Origin of the sequence: Pseudomonas ogarae (assembly GCF_014268695.2) — a bacterium.
Classification (GTDB): domain Bacteria; phylum Pseudomonadota; class Gammaproteobacteria; order Pseudomonadales; family Pseudomonadaceae; genus Aquipseudomonas; species Aquipseudomonas kilonensis.
The window spans coordinates 6384968-6409854 of sequence record NZ_CP077086.1 but is presented as its reverse complement, the minus strand read 5'-3'; the positions used below and the strand labels follow the sequence as shown (position 1 = coordinate 6409854).

The 24887-nt window shown below is 64.0% G+C and carries 31 protein-coding genes; 14 read left to right on the top strand and 17 right to left on the bottom strand.

Annotated elements, in window-relative coordinates:
• The first annotated feature begins 139 nt into the window (after positions 1 to 139).
• The 10 genes from HU749_RS28465 (at position 140) to HU749_RS28420 (ending at position 7910) form a co-directional block, all read left to right on the top strand.
• Positions 140 to 1033: an FHA domain-containing protein gene (locus tag HU749_RS28465; RefSeq protein ID WP_079302994.1), complete on the top strand. Its 894-nt coding sequence runs from the start codon at positions 140 to 142 to the stop codon at positions 1031 to 1033.
• On the top strand, positions 1033 to 2391 hold the full coding sequence (locus tag HU749_RS28460; RefSeq protein ID WP_186649580.1) for a FliI/YscN family ATPase: 1359 nt from the start codon (positions 1033 to 1035) through the stop codon (positions 2389 to 2391). The genes HU749_RS28465 and HU749_RS28460 overlap by 1 nt, the downstream gene beginning before the upstream one ends.
• Positions 2378 to 2797, top strand: a complete 420-nt coding sequence (locus HU749_RS28455; RefSeq protein ID WP_079302992.1) for a YscO family type III secretion system apparatus protein — start codon at positions 2378 to 2380, stop codon at positions 2795 to 2797. The genes HU749_RS28460 and HU749_RS28455 overlap by 14 nt, the downstream gene beginning before the upstream one ends.
• Positions 2790 to 3359, top strand: a complete 570-nt coding sequence (locus HU749_RS28450) for a type III secretion protein (RefSeq protein ID WP_225919118.1) — start codon at positions 2790 to 2792, stop codon at positions 3357 to 3359. Before HU749_RS28455 ends, HU749_RS28450 begins: the two co-directional genes overlap by 8 nt.
• Positions 3356 to 4462 carry a type III secretion system cytoplasmic ring protein SctQ gene (gene sctQ / locus HU749_RS28445; RefSeq protein ID WP_079302990.1) on the top strand — a complete coding sequence of 369 codons (1107 nt, stop codon included), beginning with the start codon at positions 3356 to 3358 and terminating at the stop codon, positions 4460 to 4462. The genes HU749_RS28450 and sctQ overlap by 4 nt, the downstream gene beginning before the upstream one ends.
• Complete coding sequence (gene sctR, locus HU749_RS28440; protein ID WP_024618602.1) at positions 4459 to 5112, top strand: type III secretion system export apparatus subunit SctR; 654 nt, start codon at positions 4459 to 4461, stop codon at positions 5110 to 5112. The genes sctQ and sctR overlap by 4 nt, the downstream gene beginning before the upstream one ends.
• Positions 5113 to 5121: 9 nt before the next feature.
• The gene (sctS, locus tag HU749_RS28435) at positions 5122 to 5376 is read left to right on the top strand and encodes a type III secretion system export apparatus subunit SctS (RefSeq protein ID WP_079302989.1); all 255 of its coding nucleotides are present in this window, start codon (positions 5122 to 5124) and stop codon (positions 5374 to 5376) included.
• The gene (sctT, locus tag HU749_RS28430; RefSeq protein ID WP_079302988.1) at positions 5376 to 6173 is read left to right on the top strand and encodes a type III secretion system export apparatus subunit SctT; all 798 of its coding nucleotides are present in this window, start codon (positions 5376 to 5378) and stop codon (positions 6171 to 6173) included. The genes sctS and sctT overlap by 1 nt, the downstream gene beginning before the upstream one ends.
• A 15-nt stretch (positions 6174 to 6188) precedes the next feature.
• On the top strand, positions 6189 to 7289 hold the full coding sequence (gene sctU, locus HU749_RS28425; RefSeq protein WP_079302987.1) for a type III secretion system export apparatus subunit SctU: 1101 nt from the start codon (positions 6189 to 6191) through the stop codon (positions 7287 to 7289).
• Between the two features lie 117 nt (positions 7290 to 7406).
• A complete protein-coding gene (locus HU749_RS28420; RefSeq protein WP_172898771.1) occupies positions 7407 to 7910 on the top strand; it encodes a type III effector in 504 nt (167 codons plus the stop codon).
• 71 nt (positions 7911 to 7981) lie between these two features.
• On the opposite strand, the gene HU749_RS28415 is transcribed toward HU749_RS28420, so the two are convergent.
• The 14 genes from HU749_RS28415 to HU749_RS28350 form a co-directional block, all read right to left on the bottom strand.
• Positions 7982 to 8431, bottom strand: coding sequence for a type III secretion system chaperone (locus tag HU749_RS28415; RefSeq protein WP_079302986.1), 450 nt, complete (start codon positions 8429 to 8431; stop codon positions 7982 to 7984).
• 205 nt (positions 8432 to 8636) lie between these two features.
• Positions 8637 to 9014: a transcriptional regulator gene (locus HU749_RS28410; protein WP_079302985.1), complete on the bottom strand. Its 378-nt coding sequence runs from the start codon at positions 9012 to 9014 to the stop codon at positions 8637 to 8639.
• Positions 9015 to 9020: 6 nt separating this feature from the next.
• Positions 9021 to 9230: an HrpT family type III secretion system protein gene (gene hrpT, locus HU749_RS28405; RefSeq protein WP_014340717.1), complete on the bottom strand. Its 210-nt coding sequence runs from the start codon at positions 9228 to 9230 to the stop codon at positions 9021 to 9023.
• On the bottom strand, positions 9227 to 11377 hold the full coding sequence (sctC, locus tag HU749_RS28400) for a type III secretion system outer membrane ring subunit SctC (protein WP_079302984.1): 2151 nt from the start codon (positions 11375 to 11377) through the stop codon (positions 9227 to 9229). The genes hrpT and sctC overlap by 4 nt, the downstream gene beginning before the upstream one ends.
• A complete protein-coding gene (locus HU749_RS28395) occupies positions 11370 to 11807 on the bottom strand; it encodes a type III secretion system chaperone (RefSeq protein WP_186649285.1) in 438 nt (145 codons plus the stop codon). The genes sctC and HU749_RS28395 overlap by 8 nt, the downstream gene beginning before the upstream one ends.
• A complete protein-coding gene (locus HU749_RS28390) occupies positions 11794 to 12018 on the bottom strand; it encodes a serine kinase (RefSeq protein ID WP_186649283.1) in 225 nt (74 codons plus the stop codon). Before HU749_RS28390 ends, HU749_RS28395 begins: the two co-directional genes overlap by 14 nt.
• Positions 12019 to 12512: 494 nt before the next feature.
• On the bottom strand, positions 12513 to 13106 hold the full coding sequence (sctL, locus tag HU749_RS28385; RefSeq protein ID WP_079305748.1) for a type III secretion system stator protein SctL: 594 nt from the start codon (positions 13104 to 13106) through the stop codon (positions 12513 to 12515).
• On the bottom strand, positions 13084 to 13674 hold the full coding sequence (locus HU749_RS28380) for a type III secretion protein (protein ID WP_095962420.1): 591 nt from the start codon (positions 13672 to 13674) through the stop codon (positions 13084 to 13086). The genes sctL and HU749_RS28380 overlap by 23 nt, the downstream gene beginning before the upstream one ends.
• Positions 13671 to 14558, bottom strand: coding sequence for a type III secretion system inner membrane ring lipoprotein SctJ (gene sctJ / locus HU749_RS28375; protein WP_095962421.1), 888 nt, complete (start codon positions 14556 to 14558; stop codon positions 13671 to 13673). The genes HU749_RS28380 and sctJ overlap by 4 nt, the downstream gene beginning before the upstream one ends.
• A gap of 14 nt (positions 14559 to 14572) precedes the next feature.
• Complete coding sequence (gene sctI / locus HU749_RS28370) at positions 14573 to 14947, bottom strand: type III secretion system inner rod subunit SctI (protein WP_186649280.1); 375 nt, start codon at positions 14945 to 14947, stop codon at positions 14573 to 14575.
• Positions 14948 to 14999: 52 nt separating this feature from the next.
• The gene (locus tag HU749_RS28365) at positions 15000 to 15911 is read right to left on the bottom strand and encodes a type III secretion protein (RefSeq protein WP_186649277.1); all 912 of its coding nucleotides are present in this window, start codon (positions 15909 to 15911) and stop codon (positions 15000 to 15002) included.
• Positions 15912 to 15969: 58 nt separating this feature from the next.
• The gene (locus HU749_RS28360) at positions 15970 to 16179 is read right to left on the bottom strand and encodes a type III secretion system major pilin HrpA (RefSeq protein WP_003206573.1); all 210 of its coding nucleotides are present in this window, start codon (positions 16177 to 16179) and stop codon (positions 15970 to 15972) included.
• 93 nt (positions 16180 to 16272) lie between these two features.
• A complete protein-coding gene (locus tag HU749_RS28355) occupies positions 16273 to 17196 on the bottom strand; it encodes a sigma 54-interacting transcriptional regulator (protein ID WP_079305742.1) in 924 nt (307 codons plus the stop codon).
• Positions 17197 to 17602: 406 nt separating this feature from the next.
• Positions 17603 to 18178 (bottom strand): DUF6436 domain-containing protein, encoded by a 576-nt coding sequence (locus HU749_RS28350; RefSeq protein WP_079305740.1) that lies wholly within the window; start codon positions 18176 to 18178, stop codon positions 17603 to 17605.
• A 108-nt stretch (positions 18179 to 18286) separates the two neighbouring features.
• Between HU749_RS28350 and bipL the strand changes: the two genes are divergently transcribed.
• Positions 18287 to 19234 carry a phospholipase BipL gene (bipL, locus tag HU749_RS28345; RefSeq protein ID WP_186649274.1) on the top strand — a complete coding sequence of 316 codons (948 nt, stop codon included), beginning with the start codon at positions 18287 to 18289 and terminating at the stop codon, positions 19232 to 19234.
• Between the two features lie 96 nt (positions 19235 to 19330).
• Here bipL and HU749_RS28340 read toward each other — a convergent pair whose 3' ends face one another.
• Positions 19331 to 20074 carry a DUF2059 domain-containing protein gene (locus tag HU749_RS28340; RefSeq protein ID WP_186649272.1) on the bottom strand — a complete coding sequence of 248 codons (744 nt, stop codon included), beginning with the start codon at positions 20072 to 20074 and terminating at the stop codon, positions 19331 to 19333.
• A 153-nt stretch (positions 20075 to 20227) separates the two neighbouring features.
• Between HU749_RS28340 and HU749_RS28335 the strand changes: the two genes are divergently transcribed.
• A complete protein-coding gene (locus HU749_RS28335; RefSeq protein ID WP_079305738.1) occupies positions 20228 to 20860 on the top strand; it encodes a 2OG-Fe(II) oxygenase in 633 nt (210 codons plus the stop codon).
• Between the two features lie 2 nt (positions 20861 to 20862).
• Positions 20863 to 21354, top strand: coding sequence for a 2-thiouracil desulfurase family protein (locus HU749_RS28330; RefSeq protein ID WP_186649270.1), 492 nt, complete (start codon positions 20863 to 20865; stop codon positions 21352 to 21354).
• Positions 21355 to 21533: 179 nt separating this feature from the next.
• On the opposite strand, the gene HU749_RS28325 is transcribed toward HU749_RS28330, so the two are convergent.
• Positions 21534 to 22907 (bottom strand): GTPase/DUF3482 domain-containing protein, encoded by a 1374-nt coding sequence (locus HU749_RS28325; protein ID WP_079302982.1) that lies wholly within the window; start codon positions 22905 to 22907, stop codon positions 21534 to 21536.
• Positions 22900 to 24267, bottom strand: coding sequence for a DUF2868 domain-containing protein (locus tag HU749_RS28320; protein WP_079302981.1), 1368 nt, complete (start codon positions 24265 to 24267; stop codon positions 22900 to 22902). The genes HU749_RS28325 and HU749_RS28320 overlap by 8 nt, the downstream gene beginning before the upstream one ends.
• Positions 24268 to 24353: 86 nt before the next feature.
• Here HU749_RS28320 and HU749_RS28315 point away from each other — a divergent pair, with 86 nt between their 5' ends.
• The gene (locus HU749_RS28315; protein ID WP_079302980.1) at positions 24354 to 24866 is read left to right on the top strand and encodes a dihydrofolate reductase; all 513 of its coding nucleotides are present in this window, start codon (positions 24354 to 24356) and stop codon (positions 24864 to 24866) included.
• The last annotated feature ends 21 nt before the right edge of the window (positions 24867 to 24887 follow it).

Sequence of the window (24887 nt, the reverse complement as noted above, 5' to 3'; positions counted from 1 at the left end):
CCAGCAGCGGTGCCTCCACGTAACGATGCAAATCCAGGTGCGTTCGATGGCCTGGCTGTGACAGAGGACGGGGGCCGCCGGTGCCCCGTCGTACAACCGGACCGTGGGCGAGCATCTGTCGCCCCTTGAGGAATTGACCATGTTCGAACTGCGAGTCTTGAGTGGTCTGCACCGAGGTGCGGCGTTGCCGCTGGTGGGCGAGCAATGGGTGGTCGGGGCGGCGGAGGAGGCCGACCTGGCGCTTTACGATCCGGGCATCTGTGGGCGTCACGTAGGCCTGCGGCAGGTGCAGGGCCAATGGCTGCTGGAGCTGTTGGATGGCGCGGTTTGCGATGGACAAGGCCAAGCCTGGACACCGGCCGAGCCCTTGCAGAGCAATGTCCCGTTTGCCGTGGCAGGCGTCTGGTTGTGTCTGGCACCGGCCGATCAACCCTGGCCCGAAGAGGCGGCGCTGGATGATGCCGCGCATCTGACGCCGGAGCGGGAAACCCCGAAGCCCGCCATGCGGCCGTCGTGGCCCAAGCGCCTGGCCATTGCCGCGGCGGTGATCACCGTCGCCTCCAGCGCCTGGGCCTTTACCAGCCAACCGGCGCAGCCCGTGGCACGCAGCCCGGCCCAGCAGCTCAAGCAGACCAAGGTGGCCTTGGACAATGTCGAGGCGGTCCGCCTGGAGCTTGATCGCATGCTGCAGGAGCGTGATCTGGGCGCCGGTGTGCGGGTCGAGAGCCAGGGCGACCGCCTGGTCCTGGTGGGCGAGTTGCCGCGCCAACGCCTGGCGGTGGTCGAACGGCTGATCGAGCGCTTCCACGACCGCTACGAAACGCCGGTCGGGATCACCGCCAACGTCAACGAACGGCTGACGAAGCTGCCGTTCCAGATCGCCCAGATCGTCGGCGGCAAGCATGGCCACGTGGTCACCGCCGATGGACGTCGGTTGTTCCTGGGCGACCAGATCGATGGCCTGCGCTTGACTGCCATCGACAGCGGCAAAGTCACCTTCGAGGGCGATCAACGCTACGAGGTCACGTGGTGATGACGCAGGCGGCCATCGCGCGACTGGAGGCCTGGGAGGCCGGGCAACTGGCGCATTTGCGTCGCTTCGCGCCGGTCATGGTGCGCGGACGGGTGCAGCGGGTCAGCGGCATCCTGTTGCAGTGCCGACTGCCGGGGGCGCAGATCGGCGATCTCTGCCGGGTCGAGCGCAATGCACGCGAGTCGCTGCTCGCCGAAATTGTCGGTTTCGACCAGCACGATGCCTTGCTCAGCGCCCTGGGCGGCCTGGAGGGCGTCCGGGTCGGTGCGGCAGTGGAGCCGCTGGGCATGCCGCATCGGGTGTGCGTGGGGCCGCAGTTGCTGGGCCAGGTGCTGGATGGTTTCGGCCGGCCACTGGTGGACGGCGGGGTGGGAGCGTTCGCCGGTTCGCACGTGCAGCAAGCATCGCAGGTGATTGGCGAGGCCCCGGCGCCCACCGCTCGACCGCGCATCCAACGGCCCTTGATGACCGGCGTCCGGGCCATCGACGGCCCGCTGACGCTCGGCGAAGGCCAGCGTGTGGGGCTGTTCGCCGGCGCCGGTTGTGGCAAGACCACGCTGCTGGCGGAGATTGCCCGGAACGTTGACTGCGATGTCATCGTGTTCGGCCTGATCGGCGAGCGTGGGCGCGAACTGCGCGAATTCCTCGACCATGAGCTGGATGATGAACTGCGTGCCCGTGCGGTGCTGGTGTGCGCCACCTCCGACCGCTCCAGCATGGAACGCGCCCGTGCGGCGTTCACCGCGACGGCATTGGCCGAGGGGTTTCGTGCCCGGGGCCTGCGCGTTCTGCTGCTCATTGACTCGCTGACCCGCTTCGCCCGGGCCCAGCGTGAGATCGGCCTGGCCGCCGGCGAGCCGTTGGGGCGTGGAGGCCTGCCGCCGTCGGTCTACAGCCTGCTGCCGCGCCTGGTCGAACGGGCCGGGCTGACCAACGAGGGCGCTATCACCGCGTTTTATACGGTGCTCATCGAGCAGGATTCCATGAACGATCCCGTGGCGGATGAAGTGCGTTCGTTGCTCGACGGTCACATCGTGCTGTCACGCAAGCTCGCGGAGCGCGGCCACTACCCGGCAATCGATGTGCTGGCCAGCCTGTCGCGAACCTTGGCCAACGTGGCCGAGGCGGAGCACCTGCGGGCGGGCATCAATCTGCGTCGATTGCTCTCGGCCTATGAGCAAATCGAACTGATGTTGCGCTTGGGCGAATACCAGGCCGGCGCCGACCCCTTGACCGACCTGGCGGTGGAGTCGCGTGGTGCCCTGGACGCCTTTCTGCGCCAGGATCTGCGTGAGCCGGAGCCGTTTGCGTCCACGCTCGCCCACCTGCAGCAGTTGACCGCCTATGTCCCGGGTTGATCTGGACGCCCTGGCGCCGATACGCCGCCACCGCGAAGCGCAAGCCGAGCGGGCGTGGCGCCAGCAGCGCGAGCTTTTGCGTGAGCGCGAAGCCGCGGTTGCCGCCGCGCGCGCGCAGATGCAGGCGACCCGTGAGCAACAGGCGGTGCAGCGCGAAGCGTTGTACGGCGAGCACCGTGGCCGGGCTTTGAGCGTGTGCGAACTGAATGCCTGGAGTACCCAGGAACGTCGTTTGATCGGCGAGCTGGCCGAGCAAGCGCGGGCAGTGCAGGCACTGGACGATGAACAGGCGCAACAGGCACAGCACACGGCTGCTGCCCAGCAGCGGCTACAAGGGCGCCGGCGAGATCTGGAAAAGCTCAGCGCAATGATGGAGTACCTGGTGGAGACCTCCAGCGATGAATGAACGCAGCGTGCGCGGTGGGCCGACATCGCACAGCAATCCCTCGGCGGCCCCGGTTCGGCACCCGCCTCGAGCGTATGAGCAAGCGCCTGCCCAGGTGAGTCGGGCAAGTCGTCCGGCGGCACGCGAGTCTGCCCCTGTCACCGGGCGCGATCCGGACATGACGGCAGGAAGCAGTGACGGTTACTGGTTCCGCCAGTGGGTCGATGCACCACGGGGCGGTGCGCAGGATGACAGCGCCGGCACCGGTTCGCTGTCGGGCCTGGTGAATCTTTCGAGCGGCGAAGAGGAGGCGTTTGTCGACCAGCTCACGCCACGCTTGCGCGCCACGCTCGATTCGCAATTGGACCTCTTGCTGCACCTTCCTAACCTGGGCCGCATCAAGGTATCCGCCCGGCGGCTAGACGGAGCGTGCGGGTGGGACATCGGCCTGAGCAGCGAAAGTGCAGACGTACAGGCGCGGCTGTCGAGTCGATCCGGCCGTCTCGAAGAGGCGCTGACCCAAAGCCTGGGCCAGCCGGTGAGCGTGCGCGTAGCGCGGGAAGAAGAGGTTAGCGCGACATGACCGTCCATGCATTGGTGCTGCCGGCCGTGGGCAGCGAGGACGCCACCGCCCGGCGACTATTGGGAGTTGGCGTCCGGTTGCCCTTCGAGGTGGCGGGCGAGGCGGGCCTGCTGGAACTGACCCCAGGCGGCGCTGCGGCTGGGAGCACGCCGTGTGTGCTGGCGTGTGCCCATGGTGTCTTTGCCCTGGACGAGCCCGGCGCGGTGCTCAGCCTGTTCGGTGAGTGCCCGGTGGTCTTGCCTGCCGAACCCGGACCGGATGACGCGTGGTTCTGGTCGCTGTTCCAGCAAACCTTGAGCGAGCCCCTACGCCAGGCATTCGGTTTTCTCAAGCCTACGGTCGAGCCCGCGGTGCAGGGCATTGTCTGCCGGCTCGACGTGAGGCTGGGTGCGGCCCGCGTCACGAGCCATCTGGAAATGACCGGTGGGACCTTGCTGGGGCTGCTTCGCGCCGCGCCCTGGCAACGGCCAGCAGCGCCGGGGATCGCTGGCTTCGTGCTGCATGTTCCGTTGGAACTGGGGCAACTGGCGCTGGCCGCCGGGCAATTGGCGACGTTGCGCCCCGGTGATGTGTTGGTGCCGCAAACCGCTCTGTTCGATTCATCCGGCCAAGGGCTGATTCGCCTGGGCCGGCATTGTTTGCAGGTGCGGGTACACAGCCGTGCCGCGCCGTTGCGCCTGACTTTGCTCGCTCTGGAGGAGACCGTTATGAGCACCACCGCCGACACCGACATTCTGATGCCGGACTGGGACGACACCACTGGCTACGAACCTGACGCCCAAGCCGGCGAGGCGGCCGAGCACCCGGAGTCGGCCTATGCCGCCGCTGAAACCGAGGAAGCGCCGATGACTGAGCCGGTCGCGGCCGAAATCCCCGAGCGCTTCGACGACCTGCCGCTGGCGCTGACGATACGCTGCGGTCATTTGCACCTGACCTTGGGCGAGCTGCGCAACCTGGCGCCCGGCGCCGTGCTGCAAGTGCAGGGCGTGGCACCGGGGACAGCAGCGCTGTTCTATGGCGAACGGGCCCTGGCCCATGGCGAGCTGGTCGAGGTCGATGGCCGGTTGGGCCTGCAAATCGCTCACGTGGATGTGGCTGGATGAGCTTCCAGGGGGTCGACCCCTTTCTGCTGGCGCTGTTCATCGGCGGGATTTCGTTGGTCCCCCTGCTGCTGATCATCTGCAGCGCCTTTCTCAAGATAACCATCGTGTTGACCATCACCCGTAACGCCATCGGCGTGCAGCAGGTGCCACCCAATATGGCCCTGTATGCCATTGCCCTGGCCGCGACGCTGTTCATCATGGCGCCGGTGGGCCACAACATCGCCGAAGAGCTGAAAGAGCGGCCGCTGGATTTCAGCAACACCGAGGCGTTGCAAGGTTCTGCTCTGAACGCGATAAAACCGTTGCAGGCTTTCATGTCGCGCAATACCAACCCGGACATCCTCGCCCACTTGCTGGAAAACACCCAGCGGATGTGGCCCAAGGAACGCGCCGAGCAGGCCAGTCGCGACGACCTGATGCTGCTCATCCCGGCCTTCATGCTGTCGGAGCTTGAGGCCGGCTTCCAGATGGGTTTTTTGATCTATATCCCGTTCATTGTCATCGACCTGATCGTGTCCAACCTGCTGCTGGCACTCGGCATGCAGATGGTCGCGCCCATGACCATTTCGTTGCCGCTCAAGCTGCTGATTTTTGTCCTCGTGCAGGGCTGGACGCAATTGCTCGACAGCCTCTTCTATTCCTATCTTTGAGGATGTGCGATGGACGCGCTGACGTTATTTAAGGAAGGCATGTTGCTGGTGGTCCTGCTCTCCGCGCCGCCCTTGATCGTGGCGGTGGTCGTCGGTGTGCTGACCTCCCTGGTGCAGGCCTTGATGCAGATCCAGGACCAGACCTTGCCCTTCGGCATCAAGCTGGTGGCGGTCGGGCTGACTTTGCTGGTCACGGGCCGCTGGATCGGCGTGGAATTGCTGGGTCTGCTGCGCCGGGCATTCGAAATGATGGCCAACACCTGATGACGGCCCAGGCGTTCATTCCCTATTTCGACTTGCTGCTGTCGATCGCGCTCGGTATGGCGCGTATCTACCCGGTCGCCTACCTGGTCCCGGTGTTCTGCTTCCAGCATCTGCGAGGCCTGCCGCGCCATGCCGTGGTGTTTGCCCTGGGCATGTTGCCGGCGCCCGGTATTCGCCAGGCGCTGATCGACGCCCAGGTCAATTGGCTGTCGCTGGCCGGGTTGATGTTCAAGGAGCTGGTGCTGGGCTTTTTGCTCGGGGTGCTGCTGGCGATGCCGTTCTGGTTGTACGAGTCGGTGGGCGCCTTGCTGGACAACCAGCGCGGTGCGCTCATCGGTGGTCAGTTGAACCCGGCGCTCGGCACCGACACCACGCCGCTGGGTCTGCTGTTCAAGGAGATGACGATCTTGCTGCTGGTCACCACCCTGGGCATTGGCACGTTGACCCAGGTGATCTGGGACAGTTACCTGGTGTGGTCGCCCACTGTTTGGTTTCCATTGCCTGGCGCGGATGGCTTCGGCGTGTTTCTCGGGCTGCTCGGCGAAATGTTCATGCACATGATGCTCTACGCGGCGCCTTTTATCGGCTTGCTGTTGCTGGTCGAATTCAGCCTGGCGCTGCTCAGCCTGTATAGCCCGCAATTGCAGGTATTCGTCCTCGCCATGCCGGCCAAGAGCCTGATTGGCCTGGGCTTCCTGCTGTTCTACCTGCCCACGCTGTGGGACGCGATGACCGGCCGTCTGGGTCGCTATGGCGAAATCCGGCATCTGCTGCACCTGTTGTTGCAGGCGCCCTGAAGGAGGGCTTCGCCCATGAGCGAAGACAGTGGCGAAAAGACCAAGCGGGCGACGCCGAAGAAGATTCGCGACGCGCGCAACAAAGGCCAGGTCGGCCAGAGCCAGGACTTGAGCAGCCTGCTGGTGCTTGCGGCGATCACCGAAGTGGCGTTGACCCAGGCCGACGACAGCATGCAGGCCTTGGGAGACATGGTGACATTCCCGCTGCGTCGGCTGGATGTCGACTTCGTGCGTGCCTTTGAGGAAACCTTGGCCCATGCCGGTGGCGTGCTGCTCAATTTCACCTTGATGACCGTGGGGCTGGCGATCGTCACGCGCCTGGTGGCCGGCTGGATACAGTTCGGTTTCCTGTTCGCCCCCGAGGCCCTGCAGCCGGACCCGAACCGCCTGAACCCGATGAACCAGGCCAAGCAGATGTTCTCCGGCCAGGCGCTGATCAACCTGTTCATGGGGCTGGTCAAGGCCGTTTTTATCGGCACCGTGATCTATCTGGTGACCCTGCCGGCACTCGGCTCGTTGATCAATCTGGTCAACGGCGACCTGCACAGCTATTGGCGCGGCTTGGCCAGCCTGTTTCGGCACATCATGCACATTTGCCTGGGCGTATTGCTGGTGCTGGCAATTCTCGATTTCGGCCTGCAGAAATATTTCTTTGCCAAGCGCCTGCGCATGAGCGAGGAGGAGGTGCGCAAGGAGTTCAAGGAAATGGAAGGCGACCCCCACGTAAAAATGCATCGCCGCAGCCTGGCCCGGCAATTGGTCGACCAGCCCGTCAACAAAGAGACCAAGCCGGTGGAAGACGCCGACATGCTGGTGGTCAACCCCACCCACTTTGCCGTCGCGCTGTTGTATCGCCCCGAGGAAACGCCGCTGCCGCAGTTGATCGTCAAAGGCGTCGATGCCGAGGCCCGGGCGCTGATCGAGCGGGCCAAGGCGGCGCGGGTCCCGGTCATCCAGTGTGTCTGGCTGGCGCGCACCATCTACCGTGAAGACGTCGGCGGTTATATCCCCCGGGAAACGCTCCAGGCGGTTGCCCATATTTATCGGGTGTTGCGCGAACTGGATGACGAGGCCAAGGGCGAGGTGATCGAGATTCCGGAATTGAACCTGCGTTGAGGTCGATGGAACCGATGCACACGCGCTTGCCACTCAGCAAGTGAGCCAGGCTCGTCCGGAGGATCCCGGCCTGCCGACAGTGCCCACCACTCAGACATCGACTCGTGGAGGATTCCCATGCCCGAACCCAGACCCCTGACGAGCCCCTTAGGGGGCTCAGGTGCCCTGCACGGCACCGACAGCTTATCGCCGTCGCGCTCACCCTCGCTGAGCCAACGACCCCGCGAGGCGCAGCAGCGCCAAGGCACCCAGAGCCTGCATGATCGGGGACGCTCTTCCTCGACACCACCGACGGTGCATCAGCGCGGCCGCACCCGAACGCGAGACACCAACCACACGGCGGCACCGAATGACACGCAACCGCTGGATGACGCGCAAACGCCCAGCCGCACGCCGGACTCTTTCATGAGCGAGATGGAAACCCGTCAGAAGCAATTGATGGAAAAGCAGTTCCAGCTGCAGATGGGCATGGAGGAACGCCAGAGCGCCATGTTGCTCGTCAAAAGCTCCGCCGACATGGCCAAGCTGATGAGCGATACGGTGACGGAGGTCACCAAGGGCTTCATGGACAGCGCAAGGAAAGTCATGCAGGAGGGTGGCGAGGCGATGAAGCTTCGATAAGGTGGGAGAGTGTATGTCGGCCCCCGGGGGTATTGTCCAATGGGGCCGATGTGCATCTGCACCGTGGCCGTCTATCCCAGTCGGGTGCGGCTTGTGCTGAGCGACGCCGGACGCGGACCGCCCGGCGTTGCAGGCACCGCCAAGCGTGTACGCACCTCTGCGACCTGGGCGATGAAGCCCACGACCCAATGGCAGAACTGCACCTCATCGAGCATCGCCAGTGGGCAATGGGCACACAAGCGAACACTGCTTTTGTCATCCAGGGCCAGCCAACTGCCGCCGAGCAGATCCAATCGAAAGTTGAGTTCCAGCAAGCGCTTGTGCAGGCCGGGCGCGTGGGCAGGCACATCGATCAAGCAATGGAGGATGGCGACATCACCGTGATCGGGCAGCTCAATGACCACGGCCTCGCGGTTGCTCGCGTCATACAGCGCGCACACGCCACCTTCCAACTGCAAGTGCGCATGCAGATGTTCCGAGAGGGCCGAGATCAAGCGTTGGGCGAGCGGTGCGACGGTCATGAAAACCTCCCTAATAAAGTCTCTGGATGAATCACTGTGGCGAGGGAGCTTGCTCCCGCTGGGCTGCGCAGCGGCCCCAAAACCCTTCAACGCGGTGCACCGGGAGAAACCGTCTGCAGCAGTTTTTACGACTGCTGCGCAGCCGAGCGGGAGCAAGCTCCCTCGCCACGGGCTCAGCGTTGCTCCTGAGTGAACAGCATTGCCCTCAATACGTGGCTGAGTAATCGTCGAGGTCTTCCAGGCCCAGCAGCGACAGCTGACGGGACTGGATTTCATCGAGCAGTTCAGTGGATAGCGGCGGGTCGGGCAGCGCCTGCCAGACCACGAGTGCTCGCTGCGGATCGAGAAACACGAACAACTGCGCGTAGTCGGTCGGCTGGGCGAAACGCCGTTCGAGGGCATGCTGGATCTGGTTTGCACGCAGCGCCTGGCTTTGTATTTGTAAGGCGAGCCCCACGCTGTGAGGCTCGCGTCGCAGACAGAACTCGATGCCTGGGGCTATTTCCCAATACGTCGCGATGCCGGCGATGATGTTCTTCTGGAAGGCCTGGCGAGTGCTTACGCTGTGTACCGAAAAAGACATAGCGTTTCAGTTCTCCAATGGGACGACCGTATGGTCCAGTGGGTGTTCGGGGGAGCCAAGGCCGCCGCGCATACCGGGTGACCACCAGATCACCAGCCGACCGTTGTCCGGTTCGGCGCGGCTGCAGGCATCGCCCTGGCAGCCGAAGCGGTTCGCGCAACCGGCGAACACCGGCAGGCTCAGCAATAAAACGAGCAGCAGTGGCGTGCGACTCATGGCAGGGTCCTCGCGCTGGTTTGCAGAAGAGAAGGGCGCTCGCCGCCTGGCGTGCGTGTGGGTTGTTTCATGACCACGAACACTTCCGTTTCTTCGCCGGGCTCAAGCCACACCTTCGGCCAGGCGGAGGTGGCCAGGGCCCAGCGGCTGCCGCAGCTCGCTTCGTCGAAGCGCAACCTTTGCTGGCCATCGTTGCGTACCACGCCCACGGCGATGCCGTAATCGGGACCGGCGAACCATTGGGCCCGGGCAGCGTCCAGCGATAGCCCGGGTTGCAACGCGCACAATGTGTCGGGCGAATAAGGAATCGACGCCGCTTGCTTGAACGTGGCCGGAATGTTGCCGTCGGCGAGTTGGGCGAGCACGTCGCTGACCTCGATACGACCGACGGGGCGGGTGCCGTTGCGACGCTCTTCCAGGCGTGCCATGGCGCTGTCGACCTGTTCGCGGTCAAGGGCGGAGATATAGCGGGCCGGGTCAACCTGGTCGCCGATCAGGCGGGGCGTCAGGATGAAGACCCGTTCGCGGCGGCTGGTCTCGCGCGTGGTCGAGGAAAACAGCAGCGGCCCGATCAGCGGGATGCGACCCAGCCACGGCACCCGTTCGAGGTTATCGCCGGTCTCTTCGGTATGAAAACCGCCTACCACCAACGACCGGCTTTCCCCCACGACGGCCTGAGTGCTGACCACGCCCCGGCGCACGCTGGGCGTCTGCTGGCCGACCTCTGAGGGTTCGATGCGGCCGTCTTCAATGTCCAGGGACATCTGGATCTGATTGCGACCCCCGGTCTCGATGGCATGGGGCACGACCTGCAAGCTGGTGCCTGCCGTGATGGGCTCGATGTTGGCCACGCGCTCGCCGATGGCGGAGATGTACTCGGTCCGGCTGAAGTCGATGACCGCCGGTTGGTTCTCCAGGGTCAGGACCGATGGGTTCGCCACCACCGAGGCCAGGCCTCGGCCCTCCAAGGCCCGCAGTTGTGCGGAAAAATCACCGTAGTCCTGAATGAATACCGTCGAGCTGGCGCCGGGGCGAATCATCGACGCCCCACCGATCAGATCGCCGCTCTCGACGTTCCAGTTCGAAGCCAGCTCGGCCAGTTGCGTGCGGTCGATGTCGAGGATGATCGCATCGATCTCCACCAGCTTGCGCGGTACGTCCACATCGCGAATCAGCGGCGTGTAGATTTCCCGCCGCTTGGGCGCGTCGTAGATGAGCACCGCGTTGTTGCGCACGTCGGCTTCGACGCGGATCTTGCCCCGACCGCCTGCACCGCTGTTCGCGCCGGACGGTACACGGCTGATGTTCGGCCGACCCATGCCGTTGAGTGCCAACTGTTCGATGTTACCCATGGTCATGGATTGCTGGTTCTGCATGTTCTGGAACGATGCCTGGGGCGAGGCCGTTTGCATGCCCCCGGACACGGCGCTGCGGCTTTCCAGCAAACCTTTCAGGATGCTGGCGACCCCGGGAATGACCAACGTTTCGCCGCGGTACTTGACGTTGCGGTCGGCGGCGGTGGCATAGCGCAGCGGGAAACTGATCACCTCCTGCTTCTCTTCGGGTGTCTTGCGCACCTCGGCAAACTGCGCCACCAGGCGCACGTAGCGCTCCGGACCGGAGACCAGGACCACGCCTTCGTCGGGTAACTCGCCCCAGCCGAAACGCGGATCCAGCAGGCCGATGTCGGTCAAGGCCTGCTTCATGTCCGGCACGGCATCGGCGGACACTTCCAGGCGCGTGGAGTCCTGGTTCTGCAAGGGGCTGACGTACAAGGTGTTGCCGTACATGAACCACTGGAAGCGATTTTCCAGACCGAGCCTGTCGAGGAACGCCTGGGGACTTTCGGCGCGCATCCGCCCGTCGACGGTGCCTTTCACCGTACCGTCGATCACCAGCTGCACCGCAAAGGTATTGGCAAAGTCGCCGAGTACCTTGGCCAGCGGTGTGCTCTGGGCGTCGTAGGCGTAAGGCGTATTCTTCCAGTCGGTCGGTATGGCCGCCTGTGCCGGCATGCCTGCGCCAAGCGCGCCGGCCAATGCCAGTACGACCAGCGAAGGTTTCGCCCAGCGGCGTGGGATCCACTGGCGAAGGTGTACCTTGCCTGCGGTCATCAAGCGGTACGGTGTTAGCCACCTGTTAGGCATGACGGATTCCTGTTCCGAGCAAGTGAGAGTGCGAGAGGCGTCGCGCCACGGGAGCGGCAACGGCACGTTGGTCTTTATTGAGAATGGATTGCCAGGTGTCACGCTGGTTGAGCAGTGCTTCGAGCACCTCGATCAAGTCGTCGATGTGCCCGTCCAGCGGCAGTTGCGCCAGCAGCCACAACCGCCCGTCTTGTGGCGAACGGGCCAGCGCACCGGGAAATCGCGAGAGGCTTGGGTGCGCCAGCCGAAGCAGTTCTTCCAGGGCCACCTCATGGGTCACCGGAACCGTCAGCTCGACCGATACCAGCAGGCCTTCGTCGAGCTTGCTGAACGTTGCTTCGCCATCGTCGATGACAACGGTGAAGTGCTCCGGGCCATCGACGCTGGCGCTCCAGCGGGTGAGCTGTGTGCGCAGCTCATGGCATTGCATCGATGATCGCCTTGGCGAGGTTGTGATGGACCGTGGTCTGTTGAGTGGCGGCGTTCACCGCGACGGACATGCCGTTCATGCTGGTCACGAAGGAGTGCATGTCGTCGAGTGACTGACTTTCTGCTGCGTTCATCGCAGCGTTGTTGACGTTGTCGGTTGCGCGTTGGAAGTAGGTGTCGAGGCGGCGCTGGACGGCATCGGTGGAAGACATGGGCGGTTCCTCTGGGCTGGGCATGTTCACGGTGTGAGTGGTGGTTATGCCATTGGCGGTTCCGCGCGGATGAGGAAAAAAACTGACGGGGTGATGGTGGCCTTAGTATCCGGACAGGATTTCTTTGACCGGGTACATATCCGTTGCTGCGGTAACGGCTGCTTAGGGTTCCGCCCTTACGGCGGGTCACTTTTTTCAGACGCCAAAAAGTAACCAAAAAGGCTTTGCCCACCACTCGGTGCCTCGCCTAGGCTCGGCATGCCCGAACGAAGGCATTGCTCCGTGGGCCCGCCGCGAAGGGCCATCCATGGCCCAGCGCGGCTACCTCGGCATCCATGCCGAGGTGCCCACTACGCAATGCCTGCGTTCGGCCATCGTGGTTAACGGGGCGCCGAGATCAACGTCCGCCGCGAGGCGGCCTAGTAGCCGACCTGGCTCTCCCGGTCGTACTCAGATCCCATTGTGGGAGCGAGCTTGCTCGCGATATCGGTGGGTCAGTTTGCGGTGATGTGTTGTGGTTCGGGCAGGCGTAGGGTTTCGACGGCGGTGGGCCAGTCGAGCAGGTATGTGCCGCCTGGCGTTTCCAGCTTCAGTTGATGTCGTTCCATGTCGGCATCGGCCACCGGTGTCCAGGGGCGTCGGCTGTCGGTGCCCAGGCTCTGGGTCAGGTTTGCCAGGTCTTCAGGATGACAGCGAAGGGTAGCGCTGACCGGGTCGTCCTGACGCGACGCCAGTTGGCGGACGAGTGCATCGATGCGTGCCTGCTCCGGAATATCGTTCAACAGCGTCCCCAAGGCCTCGTTGACCACGTGTGCAGCACTCGTCTCGATGCGCTCCCACATGGCTTGACGCTGGGTTTCCCACACGGCGAGCAAGGTTTCGGCCTTTTCCCAGAATTGTGCTTGAGCCTCGAGCACGGTCGCGTCCGCCTCTGCGCTGGCGCGTTCAAGCAATTGCGCCGCCTGCGTCCGGGCCTGTTCGAGGATGACCTGTGCGCGGGCACAATCAACCAGGGTTTCGCGCGCGATGTAGGGCTGCAACAGGCCTTGGCCATCGGGGCGCAGTTCAAGCGAACGCCGAGCGAGCATCGTGTTTCTCCATTTGGATTGGGGCCGAGGGTGCCAGGCTTTGCTCGGCTTTCCAGCATGCAGACTGCCAAAGCGTGTTCAGCTTGGCGGCTGGCGGTTGAGGGGCGGGTGCCGATTCGATGGCGATGATTCTGTCGCGTGGGAACGCCAGGCGCGCCCGTTCCCAAGCCCGTTCGCCCAGCCAGGCGCGCAGCAGCGCGAGTGGATCCTGGTCTTGTTCGAGCCAGTGCCCTGGGCGCAGGGCTTTGGCGGTGCGCTCGCACCAGGCCCGGTCCTGCGCCGAGAGTGCCTGTGTTGCCGTTAACGGCGCGCAAGTGCTCGCCACCAATTCGCAGGCAAGGGGCAAGGTCCGGGGCGTACCGCAGAACAGCGATTGCAGCGTCGGGCTGGGTTGTGGTGGTGTGCACGGCGTCATCCCGAAGCTGCGCGCAAGCGCGGCATGCTGCCCTCGGGCGAGGGCGTCGATCTGTGGCGCGGTCAGCAGGCAAAGCGCCGACGAATACCAGTTCCGGTCCGCTTCGCGCCACGCGAGGGTCCACCAGCGAACCCATGCAATCTCCGCCGTCATGCGGCGGTCCCGTTACTGTCGGGTTTGGTCCCTGGGTTTTTCACGGCGAACAGCCCAGGTGTCGTGCTGCTTTGGGGGGCGGCCGGCGTCCCGGCTGGTTTCGTGAGCTTGCGATCGAGAAATCGTGGCAGCACCAACACGCCTTGGTGCCATAGCCGGTAGAGGCCATACAAGACGCCCATCAGGATGGCGAGCAAGGCGATGCTCGTCGTCACGGTCACCGCCCGCCAATAGCCGATGTCGTCGGCCTGCATGAGGAAGGGGCCGAAATACGCCATCTTGCGCCGCTCCTGATACGGTGCGGCGGGAACGAAGACCACCGATAACTTGGTCGGGTTCTGGGTGGCATCGGCCATGCCAGGAATCCCGCTGGCGACCAGGTTGCGCACGCGCGGGGTAATGCTGTCGGGGTCCAGGGCATTGGTGTGCTTGATAAACACCGAGGCCGATGCGGGTTGGACCGGCTCACCCGGGGCCACCCGCTCCGGCAGGACCACATGGACCCGGGCGAGCACCACTCCATCGATTTGTGAAAGCGTCGATTCGAGCTCCTGGGACAGCGCATAGATGTAGCGGGCACGCTCTTCCATCGGCGTGGAAATGACCCCTTCCTTGCGGAAGATCTCCCCCAGGCTGGAGCGTGAGCGACGCGGCAGGCCGGCGGCTTCGAGTACCTGGACGGCGCTGTTCATGTCGACAGGCTCGACCAGTACGGTCAGTCCGTCTTTGTCGACTTGCTTGCTCGCCTCCACGTTCTTGTTCGCCAGCTCGGCGATCACTTCGTTGGCATCCTGCTCGGAAAGATGGCTGTGCAACGCCGTCCGTTCGTCGCAACCGGTTAGCAGCAGGCACAGCAACAGTGTTGAGAACGCGCGCATGGACATGACCGGCCTTCCCTTTACTGAAGATTGGTGAGTTTCTCGATGGCCTGGGAACCTTTGCTGACGATTTTCGCGGTCATCAGGCTTTCCAGGTGGAAGGACGACAACGAGCGGTTCGACTGCAACATGTCCTGTGGGTCGGCGGTGCGGATGGCCTTGAGCATGTCTCGGTTGGCGCGATCATCCAGGCGCTGCAGTTCACCGGAGCGGCTCGACAGCGAGTCAATGATGCGTGCCGCGACGTTGTTTTCGCTGTTCGGGGCGGGGGCTTTTTCGCGCATTTGTGCGTTGAACCAACTGACATCGCTGGTCTCGGCGCTTGCTTGTGGCCTGGCGTTCGTTTTGGCGGACGTGGAGGCAAGGTTGCTGGGGTCGATGGCGTGTATGTCCACGGAATGTCTCCTGTTTCAATGGTCGGTTTGAAAACTCAAAGGGCGGGCGCCTTCAGGCGCACATCAGCCTCAAGACGTTGCGAGCGCTACCAGTGACGCTCAGGTGAAACTCGATCTCCTCCCGGTTGCGTCGGATGCGTTGGCGCAGCGGGGCCTGCTGGCCGGCCAAGCGGGCGAGGGCGAAATCCAGCTCTTCCAGGGCAAGCTGGAACAACCGCGTTTCGCGAGCATCCAGCGCTGTGCCGCGGGCAATGCGTTCGGTCCATGTCCACCGTTCTGCGTCGAGGGTCGCCGGTGGGGGATAGCGCGACGGGTGCTGGTCCATGAAGGCGGCGATCTCCAACAACAGGTCCTGGTCGTCCGGTTCATACCGCGCCTGGCCGTCACCTTCGTCGAGGTCCAGCAGCGTCAACAGCTTCCTTCGGCCCAGGACCGCGATGATCTTGAGCAGCAGCGACAGGCTCGCGTCATGGCGGCTGCGCCGCGTGGCGTGATCGCCCTCCCTCTCCCAGGCGCCGAACAGCGCGCCACAGAAGGGGTTGTTGGCACTGCCGAAATCGCTTTGGCTGTCGACATCGTTGTCACCGATGGGCTGCCGGCGATGGGCGAACATCTGGGCCAGATCGTTGAACAGGTCTTCATTGGAATAGGCGTCATCGATGTCGACGTCGAGATTGGAGCCGGTGCCGCTGTTGATCTCTTCCAGGATGTCTTCCAGTACCAGGCGCAAAGGGTCTTCGGTCTCTGCGGCGAATCTGTCCTGGGGACTCGGCCAGCCGAACCGAGACTGTCCGCCCGCCGAACCCTTTTCGTTGCCCCACTGGACGAGCGACTCCCTCAACCGGTCGCCGGCTCCATGCAGCGCCAAGTGCAGGCCTGGTGGAGTCGGTGCAGGACGCAGCGTGGGCTCGTCATGGGACTGGTCGCTGAGAGCTCGAAGGCTGTCTGGCAAGTCGATGTGCATAGGGCCTCCTCGCATCGCGCTTGAGGTTACCCCGCCGGAGCGGGGCTGCAGCGAGAGGTCAGAATCGTATGTTTTTCGAGGCTTCCCCCATGGCGGTAATGGCTTTGGTTGCGGTGTCCATCGACCCTGCCGCGATTGCGTTCATGGTGTCGGCGACCAGTTTTTTCTGGTCGAATTGGGATTTCATGGTTGTCATTGCAGCCGAGGTCGCGTCCATCTGCTGCATGGCAGCCGTGGACGCCGCGAGAGAAGCTCCACCAAAACTCATAGTCGTATCTCCGGGTTGTGGAATGGCGAGACGATCGTGAACGTCTCGCTGGTTAAGTGGCGACCGTTGCGTAAACGGTTCCACCGATCCCACTCAACTCGTCGATATTTGCAGGCACTTCATCCGGTAATACAGCGTGCGCCGGGCGATACCCAGTTCGGCGATGACCTTGTCGATGCAATGATGGTGGCGGCGCATGCAGTCCTCGATGAGGATTTTTTCGAACTGCTGCAGGTGCTCTTTCAACTTGAGCGTCGAGCTGTTGTGTTCCAGTTGTTCGGCGCGGGGCAGTGCCGGCAAGCCGAGCACGTATCGCTTGGCGGCGGATTGCAGCTCGCGGATGTTTCCTGGCCAGGCGTAGCCGAGCAGTTGGCGCAACAGTGCTGGCGACGGTGCGACGTAGGGCCGGTCAAGTGCCTGGGCCTCCCGGTGCACCAGCGACTGGAACAGCGGCACGATGCGCTCCTTGCGGCTGCGCAGTGGGGGCAGCTTGAGGCTGATGATGTTAAGGCGAAAATAGAGGTCCCTGCGAAACTCGCCCCGTTCGACCATTTCCCCCAGCGGGCACTGGGCGGAGGCAATCACCCGCATGTTCACCGGGATGTTCTGGGTCGAGCCCAGGCGCTGGACCGTCCTGGACTCCAGGACGCGCAGCAGCTTGGCTTGCAGGCCCAACGGCATGCTGTCGATTTCATCCAGGTACAGCGTGCCGTTATGGGCGGCTTCGACGAACCCCGCGCGATTTTGGCTGGCCCCGGTAAACGCGCCGGTGTTGGCCCCGAAGAGTTGGCTCTCGGCGAGGGTTTCGGGAATGGCCGCGCAGTTGATGGCAACGAACTTGCCGGAGCAGCCGGACATGCGATGGATCTTTTCTGCCAGCGTGTCTTTACCGGTACCCGTCTCGCCGCGCAGCAACACGTCGATCATCAGCGGAGCGACGCATTGGACAAACGCCTCGAGGTTGAGGGCATCTTCTTTATGGGGATTGGAAAGTGCAGCGCATAGCAGCTTTTGCATCACTGACGATTCCATTTCTTGTTTGGTTAGGAGGGTCGACAAGTTGAACGATGAAAAGGCGTGTGAAACTTCCTCTAGTTAGCGCCGCCGCGCGACTGCATTGGTAATGAACATTTTGCTGGTCACGAGGTTTAGAGAAGAGATTAAAAAAAAGTTCATGCCGGCACGGCCACTGTTAATCGATTCAGCTAAACGGTCAGCAGCGCTCAAATGCCTTGCACAACCCGCCTGGCACGGGGCACAGGCCGAAAAGGAGCGATGATGGTGTCCGTTGGAAAAATTGGATCCGACAAACGGTTCAGCTCAGACCCTTAGTTTGAGCAAGAGCTCTAGAGGCAAGCACTAGTGTCAACTTTGTGTCGCCGCCCAAGAAGAGGGGCTGGCAATACGTGTTGTAGTTAATTCGTCAGTTTGAAACCGACCATGGGCAATAACAGCCCACCGCCAACGTGTGGGTCGCACTAACTTCCCGGCCGACACTCAACGCCTCGAGAATCGGCTCGATGAAGCTGTTGCTCGAGTTACAGGTCAGACCTTCGCTGTAGGGGCCGAAGTACGCCAGTTTGCCGCTGCGATCCCAGATCGCCACGGCCGGGCTTGCAGGAATCTGGTTCGATCCGGGAAGCGCCGGGAGGGTTTTCAAGTGGCTCAACGTGGCCGGCAGCTGACCTTGGCTACCGGCTTTTTGTACCGCATAAAACTCGACGCCTTGCGGCACATATTTATCGACCAGCTCGGCAAGGTGTTGCTGGTTGCCGACGTTGCACGGGCACGCTGGGTCCCAGAAATGCACCAGGCGTATCGCGCCAGGGCCGGCCAGATTGGCAGGCAGGCGCAGCGGGTCACCGGAAAACACCGCGGTGTGTTGGCTGAAAGCCCGCAGGAAACGGCCCTGGAACCAGTCATAGGCCGCCCACAATACGACGGCACATCCGAGGGCAAGCAGGCTGGCGAGCAAGGTCGTGCGGTGAGACGGGCGCATGGAGTCGATCCTCTGAGGTCGCGTAGCTTGCCATGCTTGCCGCGACAGATGAATATCGCAGGCCTGGAAAGTCAGTTTCGCGCAATGCGCCTATGCCTGGAAACCTTGATGCCTGCCACTTTCGACCCCGATCTCCTGCGTGCGAGCCTGCAGCCGCTGGCCCAGTGGCAAGCCCTGTCCGAGCAAGCCCAGGCCTACCAGCGGTTCTATGGCCTGGACTTTCCCCAGCGCAGCGTGCGCAAGGGATTGGGGCGTTTCGAGGTGGGTGGGTATGAGTTGGTCAGCCAGGTCTGGTGGCCGGAAAAAGCCGTGGCGACCTTGTTTGTGTTCCACGGCTACTACGATCACATGGGGCTGTACCGGCACTTGATCGAATGGGCCCTGGAGCAGAAATTCGCGGTGATCGCCTGTGACCTGCCGGGCCATGGCCTGTCCAGCGGCGAACGCGCCAGCATCGAGGATTTCGCCGAATACCAGGCCGCGCTGCAAGGCCTGTTGGCCGAGGCCGGGACGCTGGACCTGCCGCAACCCTGGCATCTGTGCGGGCAAAGCACTGGCGGGGCGATCGTCGTCGATCACGTGCTCAACCAGGGCGCGCAGAGCCCGGCCCAGGGCCAGGTCATCCTGCTGTCGCCCCTGGTGCGGCCGCGGGCCTGGGGCTGGTCGCGCTTGAGTTATTACCTGCTCAAGCCCTTCGTGAGCGGTATTGCCCGGCGCTTCAGCGAGAACTCTACCGACCCGCAATTCCTGCCATTCCTGCAAGCCGATCCGTTGCAACCGCTGCGCCTGCCCACCGCGTGGGTGGGCGCGCTGGGGCAATGGATCAAGCGTATCGAAGCCGCCCCGAGCAGCCCGCGCCAGCCATTGATCGTGCAGGGACAGGCGGACATGACGGTGGATTGGGCGCACAACCTGCAAGTGTTGCGCAGCAAGTTCGACCGGCCGCAGGTGTTGATGTTGCCTGAAGGGCGGCATCACCTGGCGAATGAGGCGCTGGCGATGCGGCAGGAGATGTTTGGGTTCTTGACCAAGCGGATGAGCCGGGTTCGGCGGTGACAGGACTATTGCTATCGCGAGCAAGCTCGCTCCCACAGGGTATTGAACAGCGAGATCCAATGTGGGAGCGAGCTTGCTCGCGATGGCGGCGCTGAACTACTGCCCGAGATTCTGCCCCACCGCCAACCCCGCCCGAATCGCCGCCAGGGCCGCTTGATAATAAGCCTGGCCCTCGGTCGATTCGGCGAAGGTGGCGAATTCTTCCAGCTCGGTATCCGTGAGGTCACGGTAGACGTACAACAGCGTGTTGTTCAGGTCCGTGCCGATCTGTTCCATTAACCGTTGGCGTTGTCCATTCAACATGCCCTGGGCCTGGCCGGCCCCCAAGAGTCCCGGGATCATTGAGCTCAGGCTGTCGGCCGCCACGCCAGCGATCGCCAGGCTGACTTCGGCGCCGGCCTCGCGGGCGGGCAGGGCCTGGGCCAGGTGGCCGATGATCAACAGGCGGTTGTCGCTGGCTGGCATCTTCGGCAGGCCCTTGGCGTTTTTCGCCAATTGATCACGCCGGGTCGCCAGCAACTCAGCTGCCACGACTTTGCGGCCCAAAGGCGATTGGAAGAAGCTCAAGGCCGGCTGAGGGTCATGAAGATTCTTGCGCATTTGCGCCTCGGCCCGCTGGTCCATGGCCTGGGGGGCGAAACGTTGATTGCTGTTGTTCACCAGCGCCTGGAACACCGCCGGCGGCAGGCTGCTCTGATAGCGCTGCTGGGCGGCGCTCAAGGCATCACTGAAATGCGCCCGCTGTTCCGGCCAGCCGGCGACCTTGTACAACTGGTCGTAGCTGTCTGCCCAGGCGGGCAAAACGCAGAACATCAACAGTGAGAAAAGCAAACGGCGCATAGGGACTCCTGTCAGCAGCCGACTATTCTCCGTGGGGTGTGGGGTCTTGTCGAGAATTCGTATCAAGTTCGTACGGCGGTGCAATTTGACGCAGCGAACCGACACAGCGAACCCGCTGCGTGGCGCTGTCGGTTTTGCAGGCACAGGCATACTATGCGCGCCATGCAAATACCTTCTGATCACCCGCTGCTGTTACGTATCGTCGACGACCTGGCCGAGCGCGGCTGGTCGCAGCAGAACCTCTTCCTGCCGGAGGCGCTGACCCGCGCCTTGGCGGCCGAATGCCGCCAGCGCGCCGCCGAGGGCGAACTGGCCCCGGCAGCGGTCGGGCGTGGGCCGTTCTCGGAGATCCGCGAAGGGATCCGGGGTGATCACATCCAGTGGATCGAAGCCGGCCAGGCGCAAGCCTGCGACCATTACCTGGGGCTGATGGACAGCCTGCGCGAGGCGATGAACCGCGGGTTGTTCCTGGGCCTGGAAGACTTCGAAAGCCACTTTGCCCTCTACCCACCCGGCGCGTTTTACCTCAGGCACGTCGACCGCTTCCGCGATGACGACCGCCGCATGGTGTCGGCGGTGCTCTACCTCAATGACGACTGGTTGCCGGAACACGGCGGCCAGTTACGCATGTACCTCGACGAAAACCTGGAGCAGGACGTGGTGCCCATTGGTGGTTGCCTGGTGGTGTTCCTGTCGGGGGACATTCCCCACGAAGTACTGCCGGCCACGCGTGATCGCCTGTCCTTGACCGGTTGGTTCCGCCGTCGCGGCAACGAGTTTTTCTGACGATGGAAAAGATCCTGGTCAGTCGCTGCCTGCTCGGGCATCGCGTGCGCTACGACGGCGGTGCCAGCGGGCCGTTCGATCAACTTCAGCAGTGGCTCGACGAAGGCCGGATCGTGCCGCTGTGCCCGGAAGTCGCCGGCGGCTTGCCTACGCCTCGGGCGGCGGCGGAGATTCCTGGCGGGCAGGGCGGGCAAGTGCTCGACGGCCAGGCAGCGGTCATCACCACCGATGGCGAAGACGTGAGTGCGCAGTTCCTGTCAGGCGCGTATCAAGCGCTGGAACGGGTGCGTGAACACGGCATCCGCATCGCCGTGCTCAAGGCCAACAGCCCGTCGTGCGGCAACCTGTTGACCTATGACGGAACGTTCAGCGGTGTGAAGGTCAGCGGCGAAGGCGTGACGGCGGCGGTGCTCAAGCGGCATGGCGTGAAGGTGTTCAGTGAGTTGGAGTTGCCTGAAGCGGCGGCGGTCCTCAAGGCCCTGAACAGCGATTGATGGATGGCTTTTGTGGCGAGGGAGCTTGCTCCCGCTGGGCCACGAAGTGGCCCCGAAATGCTGAAGCGCGGTAGGCCTGACACACCGAGGTGTCAGGTTTTGGGGTTGCTTCGCAACCCAGCGGGAGCAAGCTCCCTCGCCACAGGGTTTTGTGTACTTGGCACAAGGTTCTGTGTCGCTTAGAGCTGCTCAGCCAACTGCTCAATCAGCTCCTGGCGTTCTGCCTGGCTCAATCGCGGTTGAGTGTTCAGGGATGACCATTGCGGATGCGCCCGCGCCTTGTTCAAGGCTTCGGGCAGCTTGCCCTCGCGCCAGGTCTTGTCCTGGGGTGTGGCGATGCGGATGCTGTCCATCGCCGCATGGCCGCGCTGGTTGAGGGCTTGCAGCAGTTGGCGTTGGCGCAGGGCCAACAGGCGCAGCACGCTGTCGTCCACCGTCAATTCCCGTTGCCCCTTGAGCTTGCCCATCAGCCGGTTGCCATAGCTGCGGGCGGTTTGCAGGGTGCCGCCGACAATGGCCCCGGCCAGGGCGGCGGCGCCAAGGGTCAGGCCGCCCACCAGCAAATCCACGCCGGCCCCGGCTGCTGCGCCCGCCGCGATCCCGCCACCGACGCGTACGCCCAGTTGCTTGAGGGTCTCGGGGTTGAACAGGTCATCGCCCCAACGCCCGTCGAGCAGCGGCAGATCGCTGGCGGCGGCGTCCAGGGGACGGAACGCGTAGAGCTTGAGCAGGGCCTCGACACAACGCTGTTCGCGCTGACGCACCGCGCTGCGCAGTTCACTGATGGCCTCGCGTTCCAGCTCGGCGTCGCTGGCGACGCTGCGTCGGCAGGCGGCACAGTCGATCAGCAGTTCGGCGATCAAGCGCGCTGCGCTCTGCTGGCGGGCCAGGCGTTGGGCCTGTTGGTCGGCGACCAGGCGTTCCAGTTGCCCACGGGCGCTTTCCAGCAACAGCGCGAGGCTCTCATACAGACGTCGCTCGCCGTCCTCGGGCGGAGCCACGCTGTCAAAACGTACCAGGGCGTGCAGCCCCAATCGCGCCAGGGCTTCGCGCCAGTCGGGCTCGCGATGGTGGGCGCTGCTGACGAAATTCAACACCGGCAGCAGCGGCTTGCCACAACTGGCGAGGACTTCCAATTCATCGCGGTACTTGGCCAGCACCGGCTCCCGGGCATCGATCACATACAGCCCGGCGTCGCTGGCGAGCAGTTGCCGCAGCACTTTGGCTTCTTGTTCGAAGCGTTGCCGCGCCTCGCTGCCCTCAAGGAAACGGGCCAGGCGCGCCGGGCCGTCCAGGCGTTCGCCCGGACGCTCCAGGCGCTCGAGGTAATCGAGCAGGGCGATGGCGTCTTCCAGGCCCGGCGTGTCGTACAGCTCCAGCAGCGCTTCGCCATCCACCGACAGGCGCGCCCCCTCGACATGCCGGGTGGTGCTCGGGCGATGGGACACTTCGCCGAAGCCGACGTCGCGGGTCAAGGTGCGCAGCAGCGAGGTCTTGCCGACATTGGTGTGGCCGACCACCGCCAGCTTCAGCGGCTTGATGAGCTCAGTCATGGCCGGTCTCCAGCCAGTTCAAGGGCATGCAGTCGGCGAAGGGCAACTGCAACTGTTGCAGCGCGGCGTGCCAGTCGCCCAGGCGCTCGGCGTCCAGCGCCTCGCCGGGCGGCGCCTGCAACAACCAGACGCGGGTGGCGCTGGCGCTGCGGGCCAGCTCGGCGATCAGCGCCAGGCTGCCGCGGTCCGGTGAACGGCGTGGGTCGCAGGCAATTGCCAGGCGTGCCGGCGGAAAGCGTGACAGTTGTTCGAGGAGTTTGTGGCGCGACTCGCGGCTATCGAGAATGCCGGCGCTTTTTACGGTTTCGGGCAGCTTGGGCGGCCAGGGCCGGTCGTCCAACTCGATTGCCACCAGCAGCGCGCCGTCGCTGTTCATGGCGCTGACAGCACTTTCGATGGGATGCAGTTGCGCGGGGGCGGCGTCGTTGACGCCCAGTCGCTCGCTGCTGGGCATCAGCCGTTCACGCAATTGGGCGTAGCCCGGCAGGTTCAAGTCCAGGCGCAGGGTGGCGCGGCCGCGCCGCCAGCGCCACAGGCACAGCAGTGCCAGGCACAAGCGCGGCAACAGGCCATAGACCAGCAGCACACCGACCAGCCAGCCAGCCCAGGCCTGGCGGGCGCTCTCGATGTTCAGCGCGGCATCGCCACTGGCGCGGATCATTTCCACCGTCGGCACGCTGAAGCCCAGCAGGGCTGGCAGCGCGCCGAGGGCCTGGGTCATGGCGACGAAGGTCTCGCCGCCGAGGATGGTGGTTTCCCAGACAAAGCCATAGCGCCGGGTCGCCATCAGCAGCAGGACGATGACCAGCGCGCTGAGCATCGCCAGCAGCCACAGGCCATTGACCAACACGCCGAGGGCCCAGCGATTGAGTTTGTGCCGTTGCAGCAACAGCAGCAGGGCCGGCGCCAGTTGGGCGGCCTTGGCGTCGCGGGCGAGTTTTTCGCTGAGCCACAGCCACAGGCGTCCCAGCGTGGCACCTTGCTCGCCTGCGAATATCAGGCCCAGGGCCCAGCCGCTGAGCAGGATCAGGTTCAGCCCCAACAGGCTGCCCAAGGCCCAGAACACATTGACCGGTGCCTGCCCGTTGCCAAGTGCGGCAAAGCCCAGGCCGGCGCCGCTGATGACGGCGAGCAGCGCCAATGCGATCAGCGCCAGGCGCGCGCCTTGCAGCCAATGGCGCAGGGCTTCGGTGAGGCCATCGCGTTCGGCCAGCCAGCGGGCGCGGTGGCGGATGCGCGTGGCTAAGTCGCCGCCGGCCCCACGGGCCAGGCGATTGGCTTCCTGGTCCTCGAGCGGGCCGGCGTGTTCTTCACGCAGGCGTATCGTCTCGGTCAACCAGAGGTTCTGCAGTACTGTCACGAGTGCTTCCGTTGCTCGAATGAGGGTTGAGCATAACCGCTGTGATGCCTGTCGGGGTACGCCGAGCCTCTGGTATCCTCGCGGCCATGAACAAAACTCTCCCCTTAAGCCTGATCGCAGCCCTCGGTGAAAACCGTGTGATCGGCGTCGACAACAGCATGCCCTGGCACCTGCCGGGGGATTTCAAATACTTCAAGGCCACCACCCTGGGCAAGCCGATCATCATGGGGCGCAAGACCTGGGATTCCCTCGGTCGACCGCTGCCTGGACGCCTGAACATCGTGGTCAGCCGCCAGTCGGGCCTGGTGCTGGAAGGCGCGCAAGTGTTCTCCACCCTGGAGGCTGCGGTGGCGCGGGCCGAGGCGTGGGCACTGGAGCAGGGCGTCGACGAGTTGATGTTGATCGGCGGCGCCCAACTGTACGCCCAGGCCCTGGGGCAGGCGGATCGACTGTACCTGACCCGCGTGGCGCTGAGCCCTGAGGGTGACGCGTGGTTTCCTGAGTTCGATTCGAGCCAGTGGACGCTGGTTTCGAACCAGCCGAACCCGGCTGAAGGGGACAAGCCGGCCTACAGCTTTGAGGTGTGGGAAAAGCTGTAAGCCCTGTGTGAGCAATGCCTG